Origin of the sequence: Flectobacillus major DSM 103 (assembly GCF_000427405.1) — a bacterium.
Classification (GTDB): Bacteria; Bacteroidota; Bacteroidia; order Cytophagales; family Spirosomataceae; genus Flectobacillus; species Flectobacillus major.
In genome coordinates, this window is the sequence record NZ_KE386491.1 from 3,224,475 (window position 1) to 3,248,273 (window position 23,799).

A 23,799-nucleotide genomic window follows, 5' to 3' on the forward strand; every position below is an offset into this window, starting at 1 on the left:
AGTTGGAGTATCGAGCAAATTAGCACGCATGATTTATTGGTTTAAGCTTTCTTAATTTTCCTATGAGAGTATCCATTGATAGGTTTTCTACTAAAACAGGGGTTTTAATGCCTAACTGACGATAGGTTATCGACCAGACATAAGTTTCAGCACCTTTGTTTTCCTGCTCTAACCATAATACTTAATAACTCTGTTTTTAACGACCACTTTGTTGGGTATTCGTTAGCACAATAGCTTCAAAAAAGCCTATTTCACCAAGCTGACAAAGGTTTAGTAAGCTTTTATTCCTTACATACTTGTAGCACTTTGTTTTTAACATATTTTAACATCAAATAAACAGTTGATGTGGTAAACGTTTTGGTGGTTAGTCTTGTCTAATCAGATATAACTTAAACATCATAAGACCATGAAAAAGCTATTGTTTTTTGCTTTCCTTGTTATAGGATTCAGCAGTTGTACTTCGGTAAAGGTCGAACAAAACCGATTGTCCGACATACATAGTTTTCGTCGTTATGCTTGGACGAAAGCTCAGGTAATTGCCAATCAAAATCCATTATATAAAAGCGATATTACTTATCAGAATATCAAGGCTGAAGTAGATAAGCAAATGGCTCAAAAAGGGTATGTTTTAGATGAGCAAAATCCTGAGTTTTTGATAACCTATCGTGAGTTTATCGAACCTCAAACCCGAATGGTGTCTAATAATTATGCCTATCCATTTTATGGAATGTACGGTGGTTTTAGAGGATTTTACCCGATGTATGCTTGGGGAGGTGGTGGCTATTATCCACAACGATATATCAACGGAACATTTGTCATTGATTGTATTGCGGCCAGTGATAAGCGTTTGTTGTGGCGAGGTTCGATGGATAGCCCAGTCAACAATCCTGCAAAATTGAGTTCTGAACTACCCAAACAAGCCAAAAAGATTCTAGCTAGGCTTTAGCAAATCAAGATAGTGCAATTTGATAGTAATGCAGTTATAGCTTTTTAGGATATAACATGCTTCTTGAATAAGGTTTATAATAGTGTTTAACATACAAAACACATGAAAACAATCCAATTTGGCATCTTGTTATTCTGTTTGGTAGCGGTTGCCGCTTGTACAACACAACGAAGCTATTTTGATGATTCCAGTATTTCGTTGGCTGGTAGTCCCAACCTCAAAGAGGTAGCTATTGATACCACTTATAACCCTGGCGATACCACCAAGGTAAGTTATGAGTTATTTCATGAAGAATTAGGCAAATATGGCAGCTGGGTAAATGACCCTAAATATGGCAATGTTTGGGTTCCTGGAGTAGATAGCACTTTTCAGCCATACTCAACCAATGGCTACTGGGATTATACCAATTATGGCTGGACTTGGCAATCAAGTTATGCTTGGGGATGGGCACCCTTCCATTATGGTCGTTGGTTTTATGATTCGCCCTATGGCTGGGCATGGGTACCCGGTTATCAGTGGTCGCCAGCATGGGTAACTTGGGGCAGTACAGCCGATGCCTTTGGCTGGGCACCAATGTTTCCAAACGGTTATACATGGGGATTGGGTTTTGGTATCCAGTTTGGTGGCAATTATTACCCCCCAAGCTCATATTGGTCATTTGTACCACGACATAAACTTGTAGAGCGAAACTTAGGTAATTATATCGTTAACCGCTCATACAATAACCATTTTATGCCACAAACAAATATTCTTCGGAATAATACAGGCCGTACTTTTTATTCGGCAGGGCCATCGGTACACGACCTATCTGGTTTTAATGGAAATAATGCTCAAAGAAGCTATAACACTTATCGCTCACAGAGTAATACCAACTGGGGTAGTACCCGAAGTTATAACTATGGCTCATTTGGAAACAGAGGGGGAGGCTTTAGAGGTGGACGAGGCCGATAAGTAAAATACACCAACCGAGTTTCTTAGTTATACCAAACATGAGTCATCCCTAATTTAGTAAATTGTGATTGAGCAAATGAGTGATTATTGTTGAATATGATTTTCACCAGTAGAGATTCAATGCTTTGTATCTTAAAGATGAGTCATCTCGCCTTTTTTGATTAATAGTCAATAAAAGCCTCCCTTTTGTGTACTTTGGGAAGAAGGTACAATGGTCTACTTCATAAATCCCAACAAGCACAAATAGGAGGTCTCTTTTAATATTACCTAAAATTGGGAGATGACTCATGTTTTACTTGTCCATCACTACACGCCTATCAGAATATTTCGAGGGCAATCCTAGGTTTTTAGCAGATTAAACCACAGTAGTTATGTATCTTTGCCGCAATAAATAGATGCCCTCCCATGAAAATCTCAATCATTACCGTTTCTTTCAACAGCGAGAAAACCATTAAACAAACCATAGAGAGTGTTTTGGCACAAGACTACCCTTGGGTTGAATACATTGTTGTTGATGGTGCTTCAAAAGATAGCACAGTAGAAATTCTTCAATCGTTTGGTAATAAAATCAAATATATTTCAGAGCCTGATAAAGGTATTTATGATGCCCTCAATAAGGGTGTTAAAATGGCTACTGGTGATATTGTAGGAACAATTGGCTCGGACGACTTCTACCCTAACAATCATGTATTGAGCCATGTAGCAGAGGCATTTCAGCAACATGGCACAGATGTAATTTATGGCGATAAGCAATATGTGAACCCTGACAATATGCACAAAATTGTACGATATTGGAAATCGGGTGAGTATAATCGTGAAAATTGGCTTAAAGGCTGGATGCCCCCGCATTTGTCATTCTATATAAAACGAGCAGCATTTGAACAATATGGTTATTATATCACCGATTTTACTTGTTCGGGCGACTACGAGCTAATGCTAAGAATGATGTACAAACATGGCTTATCGGCAGCCTATTTGCCTGAAGTTGTTATGACTATGCGTAATGGCGGTACAAGTACGGCTTCGTGGAAACATCGCTATCGTGCCAATATGGAAGACCGAAGAGCGTGGCAAATCAATCAACTAAACCCTAGGTGGTACACTCTTTGGATGAAGCCTATCTCTAAAATCAGCCAACTATTTACCTAAAATTTCATTTAGTACAAAAGTTTTGTACCGAAATAACTACAATATGAATATTCTAACTTTTGATATAGAAGAGTGGTTTCACCTCTTGGATAATGCCTCTACTAAGACCGAGGACGATTGGGCCAAATACCCTAGCCGTATCCATCAAAATATGGACAAAATTTTTGACCTATTAGAAAAAAACCAGCAGCAGGCTACCTTTTTTTGCTTGGGCTGGGTAGCTCGTAAACATCCCGATATTATCAAGGCTATATCCAATAAAGGATATGAAATTGCAACGCATTCTGACTTGCACCAGTTGGCTTATGAACAAAACCGTAAAGAGTTCAAAGAAGATTTATCGACTTCTATCAAGGCACTAGAAGATGCCACTGGCAAAAAAGTAAGAGCTTATCGTGCCCCAGGTTTTTCTATCAAGCAAGAAAACAAATGGGCATTTGAGGTACTTATTGAAAATGGAATAGAAATAGACTGCTCGGTATTTCCTGCCAAGAGGTCGCATGGAGGGTTTGAACAGTTTGGTACAGCCGAACCTTGCTGGATTGATATTGATGGGCATAAACTCAAGGAGTTCCCTATCAATATTCATAATATGATGGGAACGTCCTTGATTTTTTCGGGAGGTGGCTATTTTAGGTTATTCCCCTACCCTCTTATTAAACAGCTTACCAAACAAGCCAACTATGTGATGACATACTTTCATCCTAGAGACTTTGACCCCGACCAACCCATGATTCCAGAGTTGAGTATGATTCGTAAATTCAAATCATATTATGGTTTGGGGGGATGTATGAATAAACTCAATTGGCTGATTCAGGATGTCCCATTTATGGATTTGGCTACTGCCGAAAAATCGGTAGATTGGAACAGCGTTCGTACCGTAAAAATTTAGATATTGGCAACTCGAAAAGGATGAACCTCAATTTTTTGCCAGACATTCATGGTTATATAGGGGTCGGTAGAAAACCAAGCATCAAAAGCCTCCTTGGTTTCAAACTGAACAATCATGGTAGAGCCAACCATTTTGCCTGTTTCGTCCAGCATAGCTCCACCAACAATAAAGTTATGATTTGCCTTTAGCTGAGTAGCTACGTCAAGGTGTAGTGATCTAGCGGCCATACGGCGAGCCAATGCTTCTTCGTCTGTGCCATCAAAGGCATAAATTACATATTGGTTCATCTATATCAATGGTTTGTTTATTTTTGTAACAAAAGTATCGGTTTTTCTAACTCAAATTACCTTTTGTTATCCTATACCCTTCTATGTACAACATAGTGGATTAAGCTTTTTAATTAACACGTTGAAGACATAGCACTTAAATACAGTATTTTATGAAACCAAGCATGATTAATTTTGTGAAAAGCTTTGTAAACTTCACACCTGAGGAAATAGAAGCCGCTCATTGTTTATTTGAAGAACGCACTATCAAAAAAGGGGAATATTTTATAAAAGCTGGAGAATATAACGCTGCTATTGGCTTTATTAATAAAGGATTGACTCGCTCTTTTTTTGTTCAAAACAATCAAGAAACCACTTTTCAAATCTCGTTCGAAAACCAATTTGTGACGAGTATGACCTGCTATGTCCTCAATCAACCTAGTAACGACTACATTCAGGCCATTGAAGACACCGATTTATGTGTAATTTCAAAAGAAACCCTTGAGAATCTCTGCAACCAATACCATAATTGGGACAAATTTGGCCGCCTAACATATCAGCAAGTGGCTTTGGAACAAGAAATCAGGTTACGTTCGTTTATTTCGGAAACAGCACAAGAACGCTACGAACGAATTTCAAAAGAGCAACCAGCTTTGATTAATCGTGTACCTCAGCTTTATCTTTCCAATTTTTTGGGCATTACGCCACAGTCGCTCAGTCGTTTACGAAGAAATATCAGAGGCTAGCTTACTCGATAATCTTGTACATAGCTTTGGCTTGGCTACGAGAAACGGCATTAAAATGCCACCATTCATATTTGATAGGCATAAAACCTGCGGCTTGCATTACGTCTCGCAACAAGCGTCGATTAGCTACTTGTTGAGCAGTTAGTTTTCCCTTTTTCAAGAAATAGTCCTCATGTGTAGGATAAGCCAATTGGCCAAAAAAATCAAACTTTGTACCCATATCCAAAGCCTCTCCTTTATCGGTAGCAATCGTTAAATCAACTGCACTTCCATAATTATGGATAGACTTTTGAACAGGATTGGCCACATAGGTTTCTCTCTGGTGAGGCGGATATTGCGAAAGAGCATTCCAGAGTATTTTCTGAATGGCCAGTGGGCGGCCTCCATCATATACCAATAAGCGATAACGAGGTTGTTTTTGCTGAAGTATAGCACTAGCTTTAGCTAACATCTGAGCGGGTTTTGCTTGCATAAAGCAATTGGTTATGCAGCCATAAACATCTTTTCCGACAAAATTATCGGTTGTCGAATATTTGAGTTCGACCAAAATAGAGGGGTCTATGGTTTGGATATTCACTAAACCTTGATTGGCCATTTTTTCTTCATAAATACATTTTATGGCTTTGTTCGTGTTTTTTTGAGCCATAAGTCGAGTCTTTCCACAGAAAATAAGACACAGAACAACCCAAAAGAAATGCTTTTTCATAGAATAGAGTACTTTGGTAAGGAATAAAAACTTAAATTTAGTTTTCAATTGATAGTAAATAAAGAAATTATATAGAATTAAATTCACCCAAACCCTTATCTCTCCCATTTAATATGGCATTAAATTACCTTTGGATAGCCTTTTTTGTAATTGCATTTGTTGTGGCTCTTATCAAACTTATTTTATTTGGAGACACCGAAATATTCAAACTAATAATAGATGGCATGTTTGATTCGGCCGAAACCTCTGTTATGAAGATTGCCCTTCCGTTGGCTGGTGTAATGACTTTCTTTATGGGTTTACTTAATATTGGTGAAAAAGCTGGTGCTATTAATTTCCTTGCCCGAATTGTGGGGCCATTTTTCAATAGGCTTTTTCCTGAAGTTCCTAAAAATCACCCCGCAGGAGGCCAAATGATTATGAACTTTTCGGCCAATATGCTAGGACTCGACAATGCGGCTACACCTTTTGGACTTAAAGCTATGCAAAGTTTGCAGGAACTCAACCCTAGCAAAGATGTAGCATCGAATGCCCAAATTATGTTTTTGGTATTGCATAGTGCAGGCCCAGTACTAATTCCGCTTAGTATAATGGCTCAGCGGGCCATTTACGGAGCTGCCGATGCTTCTGACATTTTTATTCCTTGTCTGATTGCTACTTATGTAGCTACTGTAACGGGTTTATTATTTGTGGCCATTCGTCAAAAAATCAATCTTTTCGATAAAGTAACCTTGACTTGGCTCGGAGGTATTACCGCTCTGATAGGCCTATTACTTTGGTATTTTGCGAGTATTCCCAAAGAGCAAATAGAAATTATCTCGAAAGTAGCCAGTAATATGATTCTATTTGTTCTGATAATATCGTTTTTATTAGGAGCTTTACGCAAAAAAGTAGATGTATTTGATGCCTTTATCGATGGAGCAAAAGGGGGTTTTGAAACATCCGTAAGAATTATTCCTTATTTGGTAGCCATGTTGGTAGCCATTGGGGCACTTCGCAATTCAGGAGCATTGACATGGGTTGTAGACGGTATGAAATACCTTTTTGCCCTTACCAATATCAACACCGATTTTACCGATGCCTTACCAACGGCACTCATGCACCCCCTAAGTGGTGGTGGCTCAAGAGCCATGATGATAGATACCATGAAAACCTTTGGCCCTGATTCATTTGCAGGACGCTTGTCGTGTGTATTTCAGGGGTCGGCCGATACCATTTTCTATGTTATAGCCCTATATTTTGGTTCAGTCAATATCAAGCAAACTCGCTATACACTTTGGGCTGGCCTCACAGCAGACTTGGCAGGTATCATAACGGCTATTCTGGTAAGTTACTTATTCTTTCATTAGAAATTGCCATTAGATAAATTAAGTATGGTTGGATTATTTTTTTTGGCTAACTTTGAGGGCGTATTTCTTTTTAGAAGCTATCTATTGCCAATTACCTAACCAATCAATAGCTGCATTTTACAAAAATATTATCTCAAAGTTTTGGACTTAAATCATATAAAAATAGCAATAATTGGCCTTGGCTACGTAGGATTACCCTTGGCTGTAGAGTTCGGTAAAAAATTCTCGGTCATTGGTTTTGATATTAACCAAGGACGAATCCACGAGCTGGCTTCGGGCTACGACCGTACCCAAGAGGTAGATACCGACAACTTACAATCGTCGGTGAATCTCAGCTTTTCGGCCAATATCGATGATTTAGTAACCTGTAATGTTTTTATTGTTACAGTACCAACCCCTATCGACCGATTCAAAAAACCAGACCTTACCCCTCTGATTGCAGCCAGCAAAACGGTTGGTAAAGCCCTAAGAAATGGTGATATAGTGATTTATGAATCAACAGTGTACCCGGGCTGTACAGAAGAAGACTGCGTACCAATTTTGGAAAAAGAAAGCGGGCTTGTCTTCAATCAAGATTTTTTTTGTGGCTACTCGCCAGAAAGAATTAACCCTGGCGATAAAGTAAATACCTTAACAAAAATCAAAAAGGTAACCTCGGGTTCAACACCTGCTATAGCCCAATTTGTAGATAAACTTTATGGAGCTATTATTACAGCAGGAACACATTTAGCCCCCTCTATTAAAGTAGCCGAAGCCTCAAAGGCTATTGAAAATGCTCAGCGTGATGTCAATATTTCATTTGTCAATGAATTAGCTTTAATTTTTGACAAAATGGGTATCGACACCACCGAAGTACTAGAAGCGGCTGGCACCAAATGGAACTTCCTAAAATTTAAACCAGGCTTAGTTGGTGGCCATTGTATTGGTGTCGACCCCTATTATTTGCTCCATAAATCTGAAAGCTTAGGCTATTATCCTCAAGTAATTCTATCTGGTAGAAGAGTCAACGATAATATGGGTGTTTTTGTAGCCAATAAATTGGTAAAACTTTTGATTAAAAAAGGGCATAAAATTGATGGCTGTAAGGTTTTAATTCTTGGTGTTACATTCAAAGAAAATTGCCCCGATATTCGTAACTCAAGGGTTATCGATGTATATAATGAGTTAAAAGAATTTGGGATCGATGTAGAGGTATACGACCCTTGGGCCGATAAAAAAGAGGTTGCCGAAGAATATGGAATTCAATTATTAGAAAATTTAGGTACACAATACAAAGGTATTTTACTTTCGGTAGCACACGAAGAATTTAACCATATTGATATAAACTCGCTAAAAGGAAGCGATGCTGTCATTTATGACATCAAATCATTCTGGGATAAATCACAATCAGATGCCCGTTTGTAGATACGCCCAAAACGTTTTATCATCTTAATACATCTGCTTACATTTTTAAATTGATACTTTGAAGAAATTTATATTCATATTAGTTCTAAGTTGTTTTCTTCCCAAAGTACTAGCACAAGATACGCTATTACTCAGAAGAATAACCTATTCTTCTGAACTAGGAACATTTCTTTCAAGTAATGGTAATACCCCATTTTGGGTCAAATCTAACCAATACGGAATAGCACCAAGGCAATCTGCAGCCTCATTACAAGCTGGAGTAGTATCGGGTTATCGAGAAGACCGCAAAAAAGATTGGGGATTTGGAGCTTCACTTGTTGGAAATATTGGCGAAAACAAAGCCTTTCTCATTCCTGAGCTATATATAAAAGGTAAAATTGGCCATTGGGAGGCCTATATTGGCCGACGTAAAGAAGTAGTTGGGTTAGTCGATAGCACATTATCGTCGGGTTCTTATATTTGGTCGGGCAATGCCCTTCCAATGCCCAAGATACAAATCTCTATTCCAAACTATATGCCTATAGGTTTTACCAAAGGGCTTATTTCAATCAAAGGCTCGCTAGCACATGGCTGGTTTGAAAACAGTCGCTCGGATGTAAAGAATTTTTACCTTCACCAAAAAACTTTCTACCTTCGTATAGGAAAGCCCAATTGGAAAATGAAGTTTTATGGAGGCTTCAATCACCAAGTTCAGTGGGGAGGCGAGCTCAAATATCCTGATCCCGACAATTATTATTCAAAAAATGGCAAACTTCCATCTAGCTTCAAAGATTTTCTTTCGGCAGTTACAGGACAAAGCTTAGCTGTAGAAAGCGATACCACCAAGTTTGGATTTGTAGACGCAGGCAATCGGGCGGGCAACCATCTTGGGACAGTCGATTTAGGCTTCGAAATCAATACTCAAAGAGCTAGCATATTAGTTTATCGTCAAAATATTTATGAAGACGGATCGCTATTTTACCTCATCAATATTACTGATGGATTAAATGGTATTAGTATTACCACAAAAAATCAGTTTTCAGCTTTGATAAACATCAAAAAAATTGTTTTCGAGTTTTTAAACACCTACAGTCAGGGAGGTAGTACTGGTGCCGAAAATACCAATTCTAATTTACGAGGGCTAGATAACTACCTAAACCATGGACAATACCGTGATGGCTGGTCGTACGATCAATTTGGCATAGGCACACCATTTGTAGTGGCTAGTCGAGACATTCGGAATCTACCTAGTTTTCCAACCAATTTTTTTAGTAATAACAGAGTCCAAGCCTTTTATTTAGGATTACAAACATCTATTTATCAAAGAACCTCCTTAAATTTGCGTCTTTCCTACAGTCGGAATATTGGTACTTACGATGCACCTTACGCTACAAGTATAGGACAGTTTTCGGGAGGAATAAAAATGATAACTCCCTTAAATATTCTACCTAACTGTGAGCTGAGCACTGCGATAGGATATGACAACAATGGGATTTATCAAGCCAATTTTGGCGGATATGTTGGTATACGGAAGGTTTGGTAGAGATGCCATTACGTTAACAGATGATTAGATGTTACCAGAAAAGTACAAAGAGTACAGTCGAATATCGAAAAACTTTCTTTCCTTAGTGTTATTACAAGGTACTAATTTTGTAATACCAATATTAATTATCCCTTATCTTATCAAAACCTTAGGTGTTGACAAATATGGGATTGTAGCATTGGCACAAACAACCATGCTCTACTTTTTTATTATTGTAGATTATGGATTTAGTTTATCGGCGGTAAAAGAAATATCGTTAAATAAAAACAATATTGACAAACTAAGTAGAATCTTCAGCGAAGTATTAATAACCAAACTTGTCCTTGCCATACTGGCCTTTTGTATTCTTGTTGTTTGTATTCAATTACACCCAAAATTTCGAGAAAATTGGGTTTTATTTCTATTAAGTTATTTAATGGTAATAGGCCAAATAGCTATGCCTACTTGGTTTTTTCAGGGAATGGATACCATGAAATATACGACATACACTAATTTGATTGCCAAGGTACTATTTACGGGATTAATATTTTTTTCGATAAAAAAAGTTGATGATGCTCAGTGGGTCAATCCATTATTAGGATTAGGTAATATTATAGCAGGAATCATTAGTACATTATTTCTCATTCGAAGATTTGGTATTTACTTCATTACGAAAGGCTTATGGAAAAGTGTTCAATATCAGTTAAAGAGCGGTTTCTATTATTTTATATCTAACTTTTCGGTTAGTATTTATGTCAACAGTAACATTGTAATCTTAGGCTTATTTGCCAATGATCACGTATTAGGGCTTTATAGTATTGCCGAAAAAATAGCCATGTTAACGAGACAATTATTGGTTGTTTTCTCACAGGCAGTTTACACACATATTTGTGTTATTGTTACCGAGGCCAAAGAAAGAATGCACGCATTTTTAAAGAAAATTTTCTTGCCTTTTTTTATCTTAGTAACTTTAGGATGCGGAATACTATTTATTTTTGCACAGCTTATTCCTCAATACTTTGGATTAAATAGCATCGATAGTACTTCCTTAGTTACTCTAATTAGGCTTATCAGCTTTATTCCAGCTATTGTATGCTTAAACATACCCTTCTATCAGGTTTTGTTAATTCATGACAATGCAAAAAGAGGTAGTAAAATCCTAGTAATAGGAGCTGTTATTTGTATACTATCCAACTTTATTTTAACACCCTATTTAAGTTCAATAGGTACAGGTATTTCAATGATTATCACAGAGTTATTTATCACGGCCTCTGTAATATTACTTGTTGAGAAATCTACAGATTTGGCAATTATTAGATATGAAAAATAATATTGAGACCATCATTAGTAATATATCAATTATTATGGTGCTCTACAACAGAAAACCAGATAAAAGTGAAGCCTTTATATCATTACATGAATCGGCTAAGAATCTTAATACTATCTTCCATATAATTTTAGTAGATAATAGTCCTTTGCCATTATTTACGAAGAGTGAGCTACGAGAATTCAAGCATTTTACTATAGAGTATTTACATAATTCTGACAATCCAGGAGTAAGTAAAGCTTATAATCAAGGAGTGCGTATTGCAAAAGAAAATAAAAAACAGTGGGTTCTGTTATCTGATCAAGATACAACATTTCCTATTGATGCACTTAAACAATATATAAATGCTATAATAGAAGATAGCACCGAAAAAGTATTTGTACCATTACTACATTTTACACAAGGTATTTTCTCCCCTGTAAAATATTCGATGGGTCGAGGATGGATGTTATCAACTATCAGAAGAGGCAAACATTCATTCAAAAAATATTCAGTAGTAAATAGTGGTATTCTCATATTCATAGAAACATTCGTTAATGCAGGAGGTTACAAAGAATCTGTAAAACTTGATTTTAGTGATTTTGTATTTATAGAGCGAGTAAAAAAAGTACATACCACTTTTACCTTACTAAATCTAGACTGCACACAAGAAGCCTCATTTGATGTGAATACTACACTAGAGAGTGCCTTGATACGTTTTCAATATTACTGTGAGGGAGCAAGGAATATGGAGTATAGTCATTTTAGCGATCGATTGTGTAAGTTCTTTGTGTTACTAAGAGGTATTAAATTAGCAATACATTATAATAGTAGTCAATTTATATTTCGCTCTTTTACATCATTAAATTTACGTCTAAAACTATGAGAGTTAAGGTAGCAGATATAATAATTATCACATACATAACAATCAGCACATTATTTTTCTTTTCTTTTGCAAAAACAGATATTGAACTAGCTACAGATACAGATCAAACCATCAAAGGATATAGATTATATGCAGATCATCCAACGTATGTAAATGCTTATAGAGATGTAGATAATATAGTTCAACTACTACTACTAAAACCAAACTATTTAGGACCTACTCTTATTCTAGGTATTTTTGGTGAAAATCTGAATATTATATACTTCTTAAATATTTCACTCTTAATTATATGTTTTATTTTAATCAAAAAATATTTGAGTATCGACAAGCTCAAATTAGTAGTACTTCTATTAATCAATCCTGTTCTATTTTTTAGCTTATTTTCGATTAACAAAGAAATCATTTCGCTACTAGCTATTATACTATTTTGTATTTATTTAGAATATAGAAAATTCATTATTCTTTTCATTTCAATAGTTATAGCCTTATTAGCTAGAAAAGAATTATCATTACTATTTATAATTCTTTTTTTGATTTTTAGATTTATTCCCTTTTGGGATATAAAAAATAAATTAGTTCTTCTCGCTATCATTATCATTATAACCATTGCCAATAATCTAATTATAAATAATTTCCAGTCAATATCGGAGTACCTATTAGAAAGTGATGCAAGTGTTAATAGTGACGGCACAAAAGGTACAATTACTATGCTAAATGAGATCCAAAATAAATACGGATACGTTTTTGTAGTCATCCCTAAAATTATGTTGAATCTATTCGGAAGTTTAATTAGACTCGATTCCTTATTTAACTTTGATGATGTTTATAATAATTTTGTTATTTGGGTTCAATCGTTACTATTCTTCGTACTGATTCCTATTGCACTATTTAATACTAGAAATAGTCAAGATTTATTTCTAGCTAAAGTACTATTTACATTCAATATTCTTTGTATACTATTTGCCTTTATTCCCATTAGTCAAAACAGGTATTATTTTCCATGTTACTTTCTAATTATATTATTAATATGTAATAAAAACACTTCTAAACATATTAAACCCGAATGAAAATATCAGTCTGCATAGCCACCTTTAACGGAGAAAGATATATTAAAGAACAGCTTAACTCTATACTTGTACAACTCGGTGAAAATGATGAAATCATTATTTCAGATGATTCATCTACTGATGGTACTGTTGATATCATTAAAAGTTTTGCAGATTCTAGGATTAAAATATTTGAAAACCAACACTTTCATAATGTCATATTTAATATAGAACATTCCCTGAAACAAGCTACGGGAAAGTATATATTTTTAGCAGATCAAGATGATGTCTGGCTACCTCAGAAAGTATCAGAAACCCTTGAATATCTTACTCTCTATGACTTAGTTATTTCAGACTTGCAGGTTGTGGATGGCGATTTAGTACCAATGAATGAACAATCGACAAAAATACCTAATCTTAACCCTCTAAAGGTTATTATTAAAAATCCTTATATTGGGTGTTGTATGGCATTTAATAGAAATGTACTCAATAATACATTGCCCTTTCCTAAATATATCCCTATGCATGATATGTGGATTGGAGTTATAGCCTCTTTGTACTTTAAACCATACTTTCTCAATAAGAAACTTATTTATTATAGGCGACATGGAAGTAATCTATCTTATACAGGAGAAACAAGCCAATATCCTTTTATTAAAAAAATATCATTCAGACTGAATTTATTAAAAGCAATAGTGTATGCCCATTTCAAAAAAAGAGTATGATGTAACCTGCTCACTAGTGACTTATCAAAATACATTTGATGATATCAAACAAGCTATTGATAGTTTTTTAAATACTGACTTAAAAATTAAACTATTCGTTATAGATAACTCCCCAACTGATACATTAAAAGTATTCGGTGATTATAACAAAAATATTGAATATATTTTCAATAATAAGAACGTAGGCTTTGGAGCAGGACACAATATCGCTATCCGTAAGTCAATTGAATTATCTAAATGTCACCTGATACTAAACCCTGATATAGAATATAAAAAAGGTAACCTAGAGAAATTATTCAATCATATCGTCGAAAATAAAGATATTGGCCTTATAGCTCCTAAAGTTTACTACCAAGATGGCTCTATTCAGTATTTGTGTAGAAAACTGCCTACTCCATTTGACTTTTTCGCTAAAAGATTGATTCCTAAATTATTATTACCTTTATTTCAGCAACAATTGGATGAATATGAGTTTAAGCATTTTAACTATGACAAAACTATCGAAATACCATTTATTTCTGGTTGCTTCATGCTAATTAGAACGGATGTATTCTCAAAAGTGGGACTCTTTGATGAAAATATTTTTATGTATACTGAAGACATAGATATTTCAAGAAGAATTGGAAAAGATTATAAAACCATTTTCTTCCCTGAGGCAGAAGTGTTTCATGGGTATGCCAGAGAATCAGCTAAAAATTGGAAGCTATTTATTATTTCTATAAAAAGTGCTATCTATTATTTTAACAAATGGGGGTGGTTTTGGGATAAAAATAGAGCAATCATTAATAATAAGGCTTTAAATCAGTTAAAATGAAATCACTCCATATTACAGGAACAACAGGGTTTGTAGGCTCTAATCTTATTGAATTCCTAAAAGATTATCCTATTAATCGTATCAATCTTCGTGAAGCACTGATTACTGATTTGACGGTTGATGATGGCGATGTCTATATCCATTTGGCAGGAAAAGCCCATGATTTGAAGAATGTTGATAATGCCGATGAATATTATGAAGTTAATTTTCAGAAAACAGTGTCTTTGTATAATGCTTTTTTGAAGTCTAAAGCTAGTAAATTTATTTTTATTAGCTCGGTTAAGGCTGTGGCAGACCAAGTCGAAGGTTTTTTGACTGAACAAATGAAGGCTAATCCAGCTACTCATTATGGCAAATCAAAGCTTATGGCCGAAGAATATATACAAAAACAGCCTCTACCTACTGATAAGGCCTATTATATTCTGAGGCCTTGTATGATTCATGGCCCTGGCAATAAAGGAAATCTTAATTTGCTATATCAGGTTGTAAAAAATAATATCCCTTATCCTTTGGCTAAATTTACCAATCAGAGGTCTTTCCTTAGCATTGATAACCTATGCTTTGTTATAGGTGAGCTTATTGTACGAAACGATATTCCATCGGGTATATATAACCTTGCCGATGATGAGCCTATTTCGACTAATCGACTCATCGAATTAATTAGTGAATCACTCGGTAAAAAGCCTAAACTGTGGAATATCAATCGCTCTGTAATTATCAAAATGGCTCAAATTGGCTCAATCTTGAAGTTGCCACTAACCACCGAACGGCTACAGAAACTTACAGAAAATTATTTGGTGAGTAATCAGAAAATCAAGAATGCTATTAACAAACCTCTGCCGATTACATCGCAAGAGGGAATTATAATGACTGTCCAATCTTTTCAAAAAACTAAATAACCTAAACAGTTCCAAGTTTTATCTCAATACTAATGCCCAATTTTACATTCCTTGTCCTTAGTTTTCTGTTTTTATTTTTAATTGAACTTCTTTATTTAAAAATAGCAGACCATTACAATATTATTGACAAACCCAACCAAAGAAGCTCGCACTCTCAAATAACGATTCGTGGTGGTGGTATCATTTTTTTTGTGGCAGCCTTAGTATATTGGGGGTATGCTATGCAGTACACCTATTTCTTTATAGGTTTGACCCTTGTGGCGTTGGTAAGCTTTATTGATGATATTATGACACTCCCCAATCGTTATAGGCTTCCATTTCAGTTTTTAGTCATCGTTTTAGCACTCATTCAGCTAGAAGTACCTCTAAATAATATCTTTGTTTGGGTAGGGCTTACTATTATAGGAGTTGGTTTTATTAATGCCTATAACTTTATGGATGGCATTAATGGTATTACAGGAGGTTACAGTCTTATAACCTTATTAACGCTTTGGTATATCAATATTTCGCAGACCCAATTCATTGAAAATGAGTTTCTTCTTTGTATTATTGCTAGCTTATTGGTATTCAACATTTTCAACTTCAGAAAAAAGGCATTATGCTTTGCTGGCGATATTGGAAGTATTTCGATAGCCTGTATTATTTTTTTCTTACTAATTAAATTAATTTTGATTCATCAAAACCCTTTATATATCCTACTTTTGTCTGTCTATGGTATCGACAGTGTTTTCACTATTATTCATAGACTTATATTACGGCAAAATATATTTGAAGCGCATCGCTTACATTTGTATCAAATTTTAGTCAATAACCTAAAAATACCTCATTTAGTCACTAGTATTATCTATATTGCTATTCAGGCGATTATCAATATTTTTGTTATTGCAACACAATCTGTAATAACCATATCGCCTTGGGTGTCTATTGGGGGTGTACTTACCATATTGGGAACAATTTATGTTATGATAAAAACCAAACTACTGAAAATCAGACCGTAAAATAAATATGATTTTATATTATTAGAAGAATTATTAACTTCGTGCATGGTAAATTAATTCATCACCTGAAAAAAAACAATCCATAGCCTATACTCTTTAATATATGTCAAAACCTTTACTCAGCAAATATTCCAATAAGTTTGTATCAAGATGGCTTATACTAGGAATAGACATTTGTATAACGCTTATATCCTTTGTTCTTGCCTATTTATTAAGGCATAACTTTAATGTATTAGCTATCAATTGGACATTAGCACAATATCATTTTTTATTTTTATTATATATCCGTCTAGGCAGTTTTTTCTTTTTCCGCTCATACACAGGCATTATTCGATACACTAGTATTGAGGATGCCATGACCATATTTAAAGTCATAACCTTGAGCACTGGTATTGCAGGGGGTATGTCTTTATTGGTTAGATATTGGGGCGATATAGATACTCCTTTTTATGTTCCCCTGTCTATTTTGGTGATTGAGTATTTCATTTGTATTTTCTTATTAATAACCTCACGATTTCTTGTTAAATCAGTGTATGACACACTAGTTGCAGATATAAACCCTCATATTGATGTTATCATTTATGGAGCAGGAACAACGGGGTTAATTACTAAAAATGTTTTGATGAACGATAAAACCAAAAATTATAACATTCTTGGTTTTATTGATGATAATGAGGCAAAATCCAATAAAACAATCGAGGGAGTAAGAGTATACACTCCTAACCATGCTCTCAACAAGCTTATTGATAATCAATCAAACACTGATGTAATTGTGGCTATCAATAACCTTTCTAACACTAAAAAAAGACAAATTAGTGACCTATTTTTAGAAAAAGGGATTATTGTAAAAACCTTACCTCCTGTCGATAAATGGGTTGGAGGTGAATTTGCGGTTAATCAATTACATAATATCAACATTGAGGATTTACTAAGTAGAGACCCCATTCAGATAGATAATCTTCAAATCAGCAAAGAAATTAATAGTAAGGTAATTCTCGTAACGGGAGCAGCAGGTTCTATTGGAAGTGAGATTATCCGACAATTACTGTCTTTTTTCCCTGCAAAAATCATTTTAGTAGATCAAGCAGAATCAGCATTATATGATCTAGAATTTGAAATTCGTAAGAAAATTCCTAACAATACACAAGTACAAGTTGTCATTGCTGATGTATCGGATAGCAACCGAATGAGACGAATATTCCATAGTGCCAAGCCTCATATTGTGTTTCATGCAGCAGCCTATAAGCATGTTCCTTTGATGGAAAACAACCCATACGAGGCCATACGCGTGAATGTACTAGGAACAAGAGTTATTGCAGACCTCTCTGCCGAATACCATGTTGATAAATTTATTATGGTATCGACAGACAAAGCTGTTAATCCAACAAATGTAATGGGGGCATCAAAGCGTTTAGCAGAAATGTATACCCAAAGTATGAATCATGTGTCGGGTATTCAAACCAAATTTATTGCCACAAGGTTTGGTAATGTACTAGGTTCAAATGGTTCAGTAATTCCACTTTTTAAAAAACAAATAGAAAGTGGTGGTCCTATAACGGTAACACACCCCGAAATTACTCGCTACTTTATGACAATCCCAGAGGCTTGTCAACTAGTTTTAGAAGCCGCTGCGATGGGTAATGGAGGAGAAGTTTTTGTATTTGATATGGGCGATTCAGTTAAGATTGTAGATTTAGCCAAGAAGATGATAGTACTTTCTGGTCTCAGGATTGACTACGATATTAAAATTGAATATTCAGGATTAAGACCTGGCGAAAAGCTATACGAAGAACTCCTTAATAATAATGAGAATACCCTACCAACTCATCATTCTAAAATAATGATAGCAAAGGTAGTAACACCGAGCTATACTCAGATGGAAATAGCCCTCGATGATTTAGCGTCTTCATTATACGAATGTTCTAGTAAAACGCTAGTTACCAAAATAAAGCATATTGTACCCGAATACATTAGTAATAACTCCATTTATGAAGAGTTAGACCGCAAAAAAATATAATAAAAACTCTAATAAAATTCTAAAATCAACACGAACATGAAAATACGTCTATTATTATCTGCAAGTTTATTAATAGGCTGTGCTATGAATCTTTCGGCACAGACCATTACAGCACCGACAGGTCAAAGCCTTATTATCGCCAACCCTGTAAATATTACAGGAGGTAGTGTCAATATCAAAGCCGATAGTGCTTATAAAATTGGAGGGAAAACAATATTAAGTATTAAAGGTTTTCAAAATATCTTTTTAGGTGATAGCTCAGGAGTTATCAATTCTGGTACTAATAATACATTTGTAGGCAAAAATGCTGGTGCAAAGAATACATCAGGAGCAAGCAATATGTTTCTAGGCTCATTTGCAGGATACAGAAATATATCAGGAGCAGCTAATACTTTTATCGGTGTAAGTGCTGGAGAGGGTAATACAACAGGAGGAAATAACCTATTCATGGGTACTGCTGCTGGAGCTGCAAATGGAGGAGGGAATCTTAATACATTCATTGGTGTTAATGCAGGACGATTTAATCAAAATGCCGATGGTAATGCATTTATTGGATTGTCTGCTGGATACAATAATACATCAGGGTACTACAATACAAGTATTGGAACCTATGCCGGTCAAGGTAACACATCTGGCTTCTTTAATACTTTTATTGGAGCAGGCTCAGGGAATAATATTACAACAGGAAGTTCTAATATATTTATAGGTTTTCAAGCAGGCACAACAGCTGGAACTGGAAATATTACCAACGCTGTTGCCATTGGTTCTAATGCTGTTGTAGGTGTTTCTAACGCCATCGTTTTAGGCAACAACGCAAGTGTTGGTATTGGTACAAGCGACCCTATTACCAACGGTGCTAAATTAGTGGTGGTAGGTGCTGGTAGTGGTGCAAATGTACTACAGTTAAGAAACCTTCCTAATAAAACTGTTACTACAGGGTTAAAACAATTATTTGCTGATGCAAGTGGCAATATCGTAACATTTAGCTCAACTACGTCACAATCAACTAATGCTGTGTCTGAAGGAACTAGTGTAATATCGTCTGATAACTGGCTACTAACTAAAAATGGTTTTTTGAAAAACAATAACCCTAAAGGAATTATCATTGGTGAAGGTATCGAAAGCCTTCCTAGTGGCTATAACTTATATGTTACAGAAGGTGTCTTAACAGAAAAAGTTAAAGTAGCTCTTAAAAACTCCGATGAATGGGCAGATTATGTCTTTGACAAAAAATATAACCGTATGACGTTGAGTCAAGTTGAGAAGTATATTCAACAAAACAAACACTTACCTAATGTTCCATCTGCTGCTGAAATGGTTGAAAACGGTAATGATTTGCATAAAACCGATATTAAATTATTGGAGAAAATAGAAGAATTAACACTTTATATGATTGAATTGAAAAAAGAAAACCAACAAATGAAAAAAGCTATCAAAGCTCTTACTAAACGTAAACGTTAGTCCTTTGTGATGCTTGGCCCATTTATTTTTCAATCTAAATCATCAAGAAAATGAAAAAAATCATTCGTTTACTTATCCTGTCGATTGTCACTATTCCTAGTGGGTACGTGATGGGACAAGAACAGAGTGTTGAACTAAAAGATGCTATATCTTACGGTAGCACCCAGCACATTCAAGCTGTCGAAAAAATACGAGCTAGTAATTTAGTCGAATCTAAGTCGAAAGTGCACTATGAGGCAGGGCAATCGGTAACAATGTTACCAGGTTTTTCAACTGAAAAAGGAACGGCATTTAAAGCTAGTATAGGAAAAGTAACACCCTCCGCTAATGCAGAATCTTTAGCTGTTAGTCTTAATGCTAGTCCAAATCCTTTTGCTGAAAGTACTGAAATCCAATTTTATCTTCCTCAAGCAGGTAAGGTTTCCTTATCGGTGAGTAATATCACGGGGATTGAGGTAACTCGCCTTATCGACGATGAATATAAAGAGGCAGGAATGCATAAAGTCAAATTTGAAGGAAATAATAAGGTATCGGGGGTTTATCTTTATACCTTGAAAACAGAACGATCTGTAATATCTAATAAAATGTCGAAATTTTAGATAAAATAAAAGCCCTTCATTTAGAAGGGCTTTTATTTTATCTAGTAGAATCTTTTTTTACTGGCTTAGGCTTTTTGAAAAGCCCATCCAACACTCCTTTCTTTTGCTCTTCTAACAGTTTTCTAGCTCGTTCCATAGCCTGTTTTTTTAGGCTATCGGCCGTTGTTTTAGCTCGTGCTTGAATATTATCTTGCTCGGTTTTTAACTTATCTTGTGCATTTTGTAATAATTTATCTTTCTCGGCCTTTAGTTTATCTTCTGCTTCTTGTTTTAGTTTATCAAGTTGTTCGGTTGCCTGAGCTCTTACGGCATCTATTTGAGTCTTGGCTTCTGTAGCCACGGCATCTTTCAAACTCTGTGCAGTACTACTTCCATTAAACTTTACAACAGGTATTTTGAGTGTTCCTCCTAATCCCAAATCAAACTTGATTCGGGGCGTATTTTGTAGAATTTTTCCTGTCCACTGGGTAAACACGTTGCTGAATGTTTCTCCAGCTTTTCCACTAGGTATATCAAATCCCAGCTTATAGTTCATCGACCCAGTAATACCATGTTGACCTTCTACCTTCAGGTTATAATCATTCCATTTTATCGTAAATGGTTTTATACTAAGTGTACCTTGATTAATCTGAATTTGCATCAATAGATTACTCAATTGTAAATCTTTTAACTGAGTTAGTTTTGTATTTTCAACTAGTTTTTCAATCAATGGATTATTGTTGATAGTAGCTTTTAATAGTTTTATTAATCCTGCCCCATTGATTGTTTGCATATTAGGCATCATATCTTGTCCAAGCTCACCATCCAACTTAAACTGGGTTGATACTTCGCCTAGCATATACTGAGCCACAGGCATTAGTGCCTTTACTACATTAAGGTTTTGATAGGCTTCGGTTAAATTGATTTTTTCTAAATTTAGACCAAAATCAAATTTGGGATGAGCAATATCTACAGGATTGTATGTCCCTGTGGTTACAAAATGTCCTCCTAAGGCATCAAATGACGTATTTTGTAATTTAACCATACCATTTTCTATTTTCAGGATACCTTTTGCTGACTTCATATTCATTTTGTCATACACAATCTGAGAAGCTTGAGCATTCACTGTAATATCCAGGTTTTGAGGAACTTCAACAACACTAAGGTTGGCTGGTTTTGCTTCCGAAGGTTGTTTGGCTTTTGGTTGGTCGCTCATCCATTCGTTGACTAAAAAGTTTTGAGAACTAATCTGTATATTCCCTTTGAGCTTATCGTTGCCTAAAGCATAACCAAGATAATTAGAGAAGCTACCTGTTGCTTGAAAATCGCTACTTCCTAAATAGCCGTTAGATTCTACCACCTGAATCGTACTTGGCGTAAAATTCATTTTAGCATGATTCACCTTGATTCCTTGTGGGTATTCTTTGGAAACATATTCAAACTGACTTAACTGAGCCCTACCCGATGTGGGTAAATTGCCATATCGCTTTGCTGTAACATCCGACATCTTACCTTTGGTATGAATATCTGCATCAACAATACCTTTTATAGTCATGCCTTTAAGCGGATATATTTTTGTAATTTTGGTTAAATCAACCTTACCTTTTGCTGCTATATCCCACGAATAGTTGTTGAAATCGTTGATAATTCCTTTGGCTACAAAAGGCTCATTTTCTAGTACAAAGTTGGCCTGATTAATATTGAGCAATGTAGAAGACAAAGCTCCATCTGTATTATTGAGTACGGCGCTCAGGTTGATTTGTTCTATGGGTTCTGGAAATTTACTTGATTTGATATAACCATTCCTCAACAATAATGCAGCCTTTGTAATAGGAAATTGCTTGGTTGATGAATCATAAGTACCCTTTGACTGCAAGTCAACACTAAAAGCTCCTTTCATATTGAGACCATCCATCGGGAAGAGCTGCGACAGCTCTTGCAAATCAAACTTTGCTTGTAATTCGGCTTCAACTTTTGCTGTTTTAATACCCTGAATCGATGCTTTTGCTTTGATTGGATTTTTGCCAAATATTAAATCAAATCTTTTTAAATTAATATTAGTATTTTCGAGCTGAGCGGTACCATTATTGATATTCAAATCAAGGTTTACATTTTTTACGCCTGCTGGCAAATTAGGATATTGGAATGCTCCTTGGTTGACTTGCAAATTCAAATTGAATGCTGGGTATGTTGTAGCACTGTATAAACCTTTGACATGGCCATCAAACTGGATATTCCCATTTGCCTCTAAGGTATTAAACTGATTTTGGTACAAACTTGGAATCAATGAAATAAGGTTTTTGAAGGCATTTTCAGGAGCTCCAAAGGTTAGTTCAATCCGATAGTCCTGATTAACTTGTGCGATAGTCCCTGCAAGGGTTAATAAAAAATCATTGATTCCTAATTTTGTATCCTGAAAGGTATAGCTCTTACGAGCCTGATTTACACCAATAAGCGACTGTAAGGTGATTTTTCTATTATTGAGATACTCTTTTCCTTGAAAGTACACATTTGCTTTCGTGATTTCGGTATTTGTTTCAAGGTCAAATAGCTCATTGGCTATTTCCCCGTGCCCATTATGATTGATAGCCGATAATTCTATCAAAGAATTATCTTGTAAATTGATATATTGCAAAGCTCCCTCCTGAATCTGCCAGCCTTTTATTTTTACTTCCATCTGCTGTTCAGATGCTTTTGAGGGTGTTGATGGTTGCTCTTCCTTCACCAAAATATCGTAATTCGCTTGTCCATTTTTAAGAACTTTTACAAAGATTTTGGGAGATACCAAATTGATATACTGAATTGTTGGCGTACTTTTCAACACACTTGAAAGGTCTATCGACATATCTAATGACTTTGCTTGTATCAGAGTATCTTGGGCAAAAGGAGCTTTACCAACAACACCAAAGTTGGTCAATGAAAGGGTTAGTGAAGGAAAACTTCTAAAAAAAGACAAGCCTAGGTCTTGATAATATACTTTGGCCTTAACCTTCTGAGCAATAGCACGATTGAGTTGTTGCTGAATAGTATCTTTAAAGAAAATAGGTACAGCCAAAGCAATAATGGCCAGTCCTAAAACAAAGACGATAATATAGAGGATTAACTTTTTCATAGAGAAATAAAAAAAGCATGTACTGAAATGCACATGCTTACAAATAT

21 protein-coding genes are annotated in these 23,799 nt (G+C 35.4%); 18 read left to right on the plus strand and 3 right to left on the minus strand.

Annotated elements, in window-relative coordinates:
- Positions 1–406 precede the first annotated feature (406 nt).
- The 4 genes from FLEMA_RS70235 to FLEMA_RS70250 all read left to right on the plus strand — a co-directional run bounded on the left by FLEMA_RS70235 (position 407) and on the right by FLEMA_RS70250 (position 3,938).
- Entirely contained in the window at positions 407–946 is a 540-nt protein-coding gene (locus FLEMA_RS70235; RefSeq protein ID WP_044172013.1) for a DUF4136 domain-containing protein, read from the plus strand.
- Between the two features lie 102 nt (positions 947–1,048).
- Positions 1,049–1,897 (plus strand): DUF6600 domain-containing protein, encoded by an 849-nt coding sequence (locus tag FLEMA_RS76160; RefSeq protein ID WP_052354123.1) that lies wholly within the window; start codon positions 1,049–1,051, stop codon positions 1,895–1,897.
- 405 nt (positions 1,898–2,302) lie between these two features.
- Positions 2,303–3,046, plus strand: a complete 744-nt coding sequence (locus FLEMA_RS70245; RefSeq protein ID WP_044172015.1) for a glycosyltransferase family 2 protein — start codon at positions 2,303–2,305, stop codon at positions 3,044–3,046.
- A 43-nt stretch (positions 3,047–3,089) separates the two neighbouring features.
- Positions 3,090–3,938, plus strand: coding sequence for a polysaccharide deacetylase family protein (locus tag FLEMA_RS70250; RefSeq protein ID WP_044172016.1), 849 nt, complete (start codon positions 3,090–3,092; stop codon positions 3,936–3,938).
- Here FLEMA_RS70250 and FLEMA_RS0127495 read toward each other — a convergent pair.
- Entirely contained in the window at positions 3,935–4,225 is a 291-nt protein-coding gene (locus tag FLEMA_RS0127495) for a YciI family protein (RefSeq protein ID WP_026997845.1), read from the minus strand. The genes FLEMA_RS70250 and FLEMA_RS0127495 overlap by 4 nt on opposite strands.
- A 152-nt stretch (positions 4,226–4,377) precedes the next feature.
- Between FLEMA_RS0127495 and FLEMA_RS70255 the strand changes: the two genes are divergently transcribed.
- On the plus strand, positions 4,378–4,950 hold the full coding sequence (locus FLEMA_RS70255) for a Crp/Fnr family transcriptional regulator (protein WP_081681335.1): 573 nt from the start codon (positions 4,378–4,380) through the stop codon (positions 4,948–4,950).
- Position 4,951: 1 nt separating this feature from the next.
- Here the strand turns inward: FLEMA_RS70255 and FLEMA_RS0127525 are convergent, their stop codons facing one another.
- Positions 4,952–5,656, minus strand: a complete 705-nt coding sequence (locus FLEMA_RS0127525; protein ID WP_169719929.1) for a M15 family metallopeptidase — start codon at positions 5,654–5,656, stop codon at positions 4,952–4,954.
- Between the two features lie 113 nt (positions 5,657–5,769).
- On the opposite strand from FLEMA_RS0127525, the gene FLEMA_RS70260 reads away from it, so the two are divergent.
- The 13 genes from FLEMA_RS70260 to FLEMA_RS76165 all read left to right on the plus strand — a co-directional run bounded on the left by FLEMA_RS70260 (position 5,770) and on the right by FLEMA_RS76165 (position 20,661).
- Positions 5,770–7,005, plus strand: a complete 1,236-nt coding sequence (locus tag FLEMA_RS70260; RefSeq protein WP_044172021.1) for a spore maturation protein — start codon at positions 5,770–5,772, stop codon at positions 7,003–7,005.
- Positions 7,006–7,146: 141 nt separating this feature from the next.
- Complete coding sequence (locus FLEMA_RS70265) at positions 7,147–8,409, plus strand: nucleotide sugar dehydrogenase (RefSeq protein WP_044172023.1); 1,263 nt, start codon at positions 7,147–7,149, stop codon at positions 8,407–8,409.
- A gap of 58 nt (positions 8,410–8,467) precedes the next feature.
- Positions 8,468–9,931, plus strand: a complete 1,464-nt coding sequence (locus FLEMA_RS70270) for a capsule assembly Wzi family protein (protein ID WP_052354124.1) — start codon at positions 8,468–8,470, stop codon at positions 9,929–9,931.
- Positions 9,932–9,959: 28 nt separating this feature from the next.
- Entirely contained in the window at positions 9,960–11,240 is a 1,281-nt protein-coding gene (locus tag FLEMA_RS70275; protein WP_044172025.1) for an oligosaccharide flippase family protein, read from the plus strand.
- Entirely contained in the window at positions 11,230–12,102 is an 873-nt protein-coding gene (locus FLEMA_RS70280; protein WP_044172027.1) for a glycosyltransferase, read from the plus strand. Before FLEMA_RS70275 ends, FLEMA_RS70280 begins: the two co-directional genes overlap by 11 nt.
- Positions 12,099–13,169 (plus strand): hypothetical protein, encoded by a 1,071-nt coding sequence (locus tag FLEMA_RS70285; RefSeq protein WP_044172029.1) that lies wholly within the window; start codon positions 12,099–12,101, stop codon positions 13,167–13,169. The genes FLEMA_RS70280 and FLEMA_RS70285 overlap by 4 nt, the downstream gene beginning before the upstream one ends.
- Positions 13,166–13,873 carry a glycosyltransferase family 2 protein gene (locus tag FLEMA_RS70290; RefSeq protein WP_044172030.1) on the plus strand — a complete coding sequence of 236 codons (708 nt, stop codon included), beginning with the start codon at positions 13,166–13,168 and terminating at the stop codon, positions 13,871–13,873. Before FLEMA_RS70285 ends, FLEMA_RS70290 begins: the two co-directional genes overlap by 4 nt.
- A complete protein-coding gene (locus FLEMA_RS70295; protein ID WP_044172031.1) occupies positions 13,848–14,687 on the plus strand; it encodes a glycosyltransferase family 2 protein in 840 nt (279 codons plus the stop codon). Before FLEMA_RS70290 ends, FLEMA_RS70295 begins: the two co-directional genes overlap by 26 nt.
- Positions 14,684–15,586 carry an NAD-dependent epimerase/dehydratase family protein gene (locus FLEMA_RS70300; protein WP_044172033.1) on the plus strand — a complete coding sequence of 301 codons (903 nt, stop codon included), beginning with the start codon at positions 14,684–14,686 and terminating at the stop codon, positions 15,584–15,586. Before FLEMA_RS70295 ends, FLEMA_RS70300 begins: the two co-directional genes overlap by 4 nt.
- A 32-nt stretch (positions 15,587–15,618) precedes the next feature.
- The gene (locus tag FLEMA_RS70305) at positions 15,619–16,584 is read left to right on the plus strand and encodes an MraY family glycosyltransferase (protein WP_044172035.1); all 966 of its coding nucleotides are present in this window, start codon (positions 15,619–15,621) and stop codon (positions 16,582–16,584) included.
- 103 nt (positions 16,585–16,687) lie between these two features.
- A complete protein-coding gene (locus tag FLEMA_RS70310; protein WP_044172037.1) occupies positions 16,688–18,601 on the plus strand; it encodes a polysaccharide biosynthesis protein in 1,914 nt (637 codons plus the stop codon).
- 36 nt (positions 18,602–18,637) lie between these two features.
- Positions 18,638–20,062 (plus strand): autotransporter outer membrane beta-barrel domain-containing protein, encoded by a 1,425-nt coding sequence (locus FLEMA_RS70315; protein ID WP_144080116.1) that lies wholly within the window; start codon positions 18,638–18,640, stop codon positions 20,060–20,062.
- Between the two features lie 50 nt (positions 20,063–20,112).
- Entirely contained in the window at positions 20,113–20,661 is a 549-nt protein-coding gene (locus tag FLEMA_RS76165; RefSeq protein ID WP_052354127.1) for a 3-coathanger stack domain-containing protein, read from the plus strand.
- A gap of 37 nt (positions 20,662–20,698) precedes the next feature.
- Here the strand turns inward: FLEMA_RS76165 and FLEMA_RS0127855 are convergent, their stop codons facing one another.
- Positions 20,699–23,752, minus strand: coding sequence for an AsmA family protein (locus FLEMA_RS0127855; protein ID WP_044172038.1), 3,054 nt, complete (start codon positions 23,750–23,752; stop codon positions 20,699–20,701).
- Positions 23,753–23,799 lie beyond the last annotated feature (47 nt).

Bases quoted from the DNA above. Each gene is read 5' to 3' on its own strand.
- FLEMA_RS0127855 (WP_044172038.1), bottom strand. From the start codon at position 23,752: ATGAAAAAGTTAATCCTCTATATTATCGTCTTTGTTTTAGGACTGGCC.
- FLEMA_RS70235 (WP_044172013.1), top strand. From the start codon at position 407: ATGAAAAAGCTATTGTTTTTTGCTTTCCTTGTTATAGGATTCAGCAGT.
- FLEMA_RS76165 (WP_052354127.1), top strand. From the start codon at position 20,113: ATGAAAAAAATCATTCGTTTACTTATCCTGTCGATTGTCACTATTCCT.
- FLEMA_RS70295 (WP_044172031.1), top strand. From the start codon at position 13,848: ATGCCCATTTCAAAAAAAGAGTATGATGTAACCTGCTCACTAGTGACT.
- FLEMA_RS70285 (WP_044172029.1), top strand. From the start codon at position 12,099: ATGAGAGTTAAGGTAGCAGATATAATAATTATCACATACATAACAATC.
- FLEMA_RS0127525 (WP_169719929.1), bottom strand. From the start codon at position 5,656: ATGAAAAAGCATTTCTTTTGGGTTGTTCTGTGTCTTATTTTCTGTGGA.
- FLEMA_RS76160 (WP_052354123.1), top strand. From the start codon at position 1,049: ATGAAAACAATCCAATTTGGCATCTTGTTATTCTGTTTGGTAGCGGTT.
- FLEMA_RS70310 (WP_044172037.1), top strand. From the start codon at position 16,688: ATGTCAAAACCTTTACTCAGCAAATATTCCAATAAGTTTGTATCAAGA.
- FLEMA_RS70250 (WP_044172016.1), top strand. From the start codon at position 3,090: ATGAATATTCTAACTTTTGATATAGAAGAGTGGTTTCACCTCTTGGAT.
- FLEMA_RS70255 (WP_081681335.1), top strand. From the start codon at position 4,378: ATGAAACCAAGCATGATTAATTTTGTGAAAAGCTTTGTAAACTTCACA.
- FLEMA_RS70260 (WP_044172021.1), top strand. From the start codon at position 5,770: ATGGCATTAAATTACCTTTGGATAGCCTTTTTTGTAATTGCATTTGTT.
- FLEMA_RS70305 (WP_044172035.1), top strand. From the start codon at position 15,619: ATGCCCAATTTTACATTCCTTGTCCTTAGTTTTCTGTTTTTATTTTTA.
- FLEMA_RS70280 (WP_044172027.1), top strand. From the start codon at position 11,230: ATGAAAAATAATATTGAGACCATCATTAGTAATATATCAATTATTATG.
- FLEMA_RS0127495 (WP_026997845.1), bottom strand. From the start codon at position 4,225: ATGAACCAATATGTAATTTATGCCTTTGATGGCACAGACGAAGAAGCA.
- FLEMA_RS70245 (WP_044172015.1), top strand. From the start codon at position 2,303: ATGAAAATCTCAATCATTACCGTTTCTTTCAACAGCGAGAAAACCATT.
- FLEMA_RS70315 (WP_144080116.1), top strand. From the start codon at position 18,638: ATGAAAATACGTCTATTATTATCTGCAAGTTTATTAATAGGCTGTGCT.
- FLEMA_RS70300 (WP_044172033.1), top strand. From the start codon at position 14,684: ATGAAATCACTCCATATTACAGGAACAACAGGGTTTGTAGGCTCTAAT.
- FLEMA_RS70275 (WP_044172025.1), top strand. From the start codon at position 9,960: ATGTTACCAGAAAAGTACAAAGAGTACAGTCGAATATCGAAAAACTTT.
- FLEMA_RS70290 (WP_044172030.1), top strand. From the start codon at position 13,166: ATGAAAATATCAGTCTGCATAGCCACCTTTAACGGAGAAAGATATATT.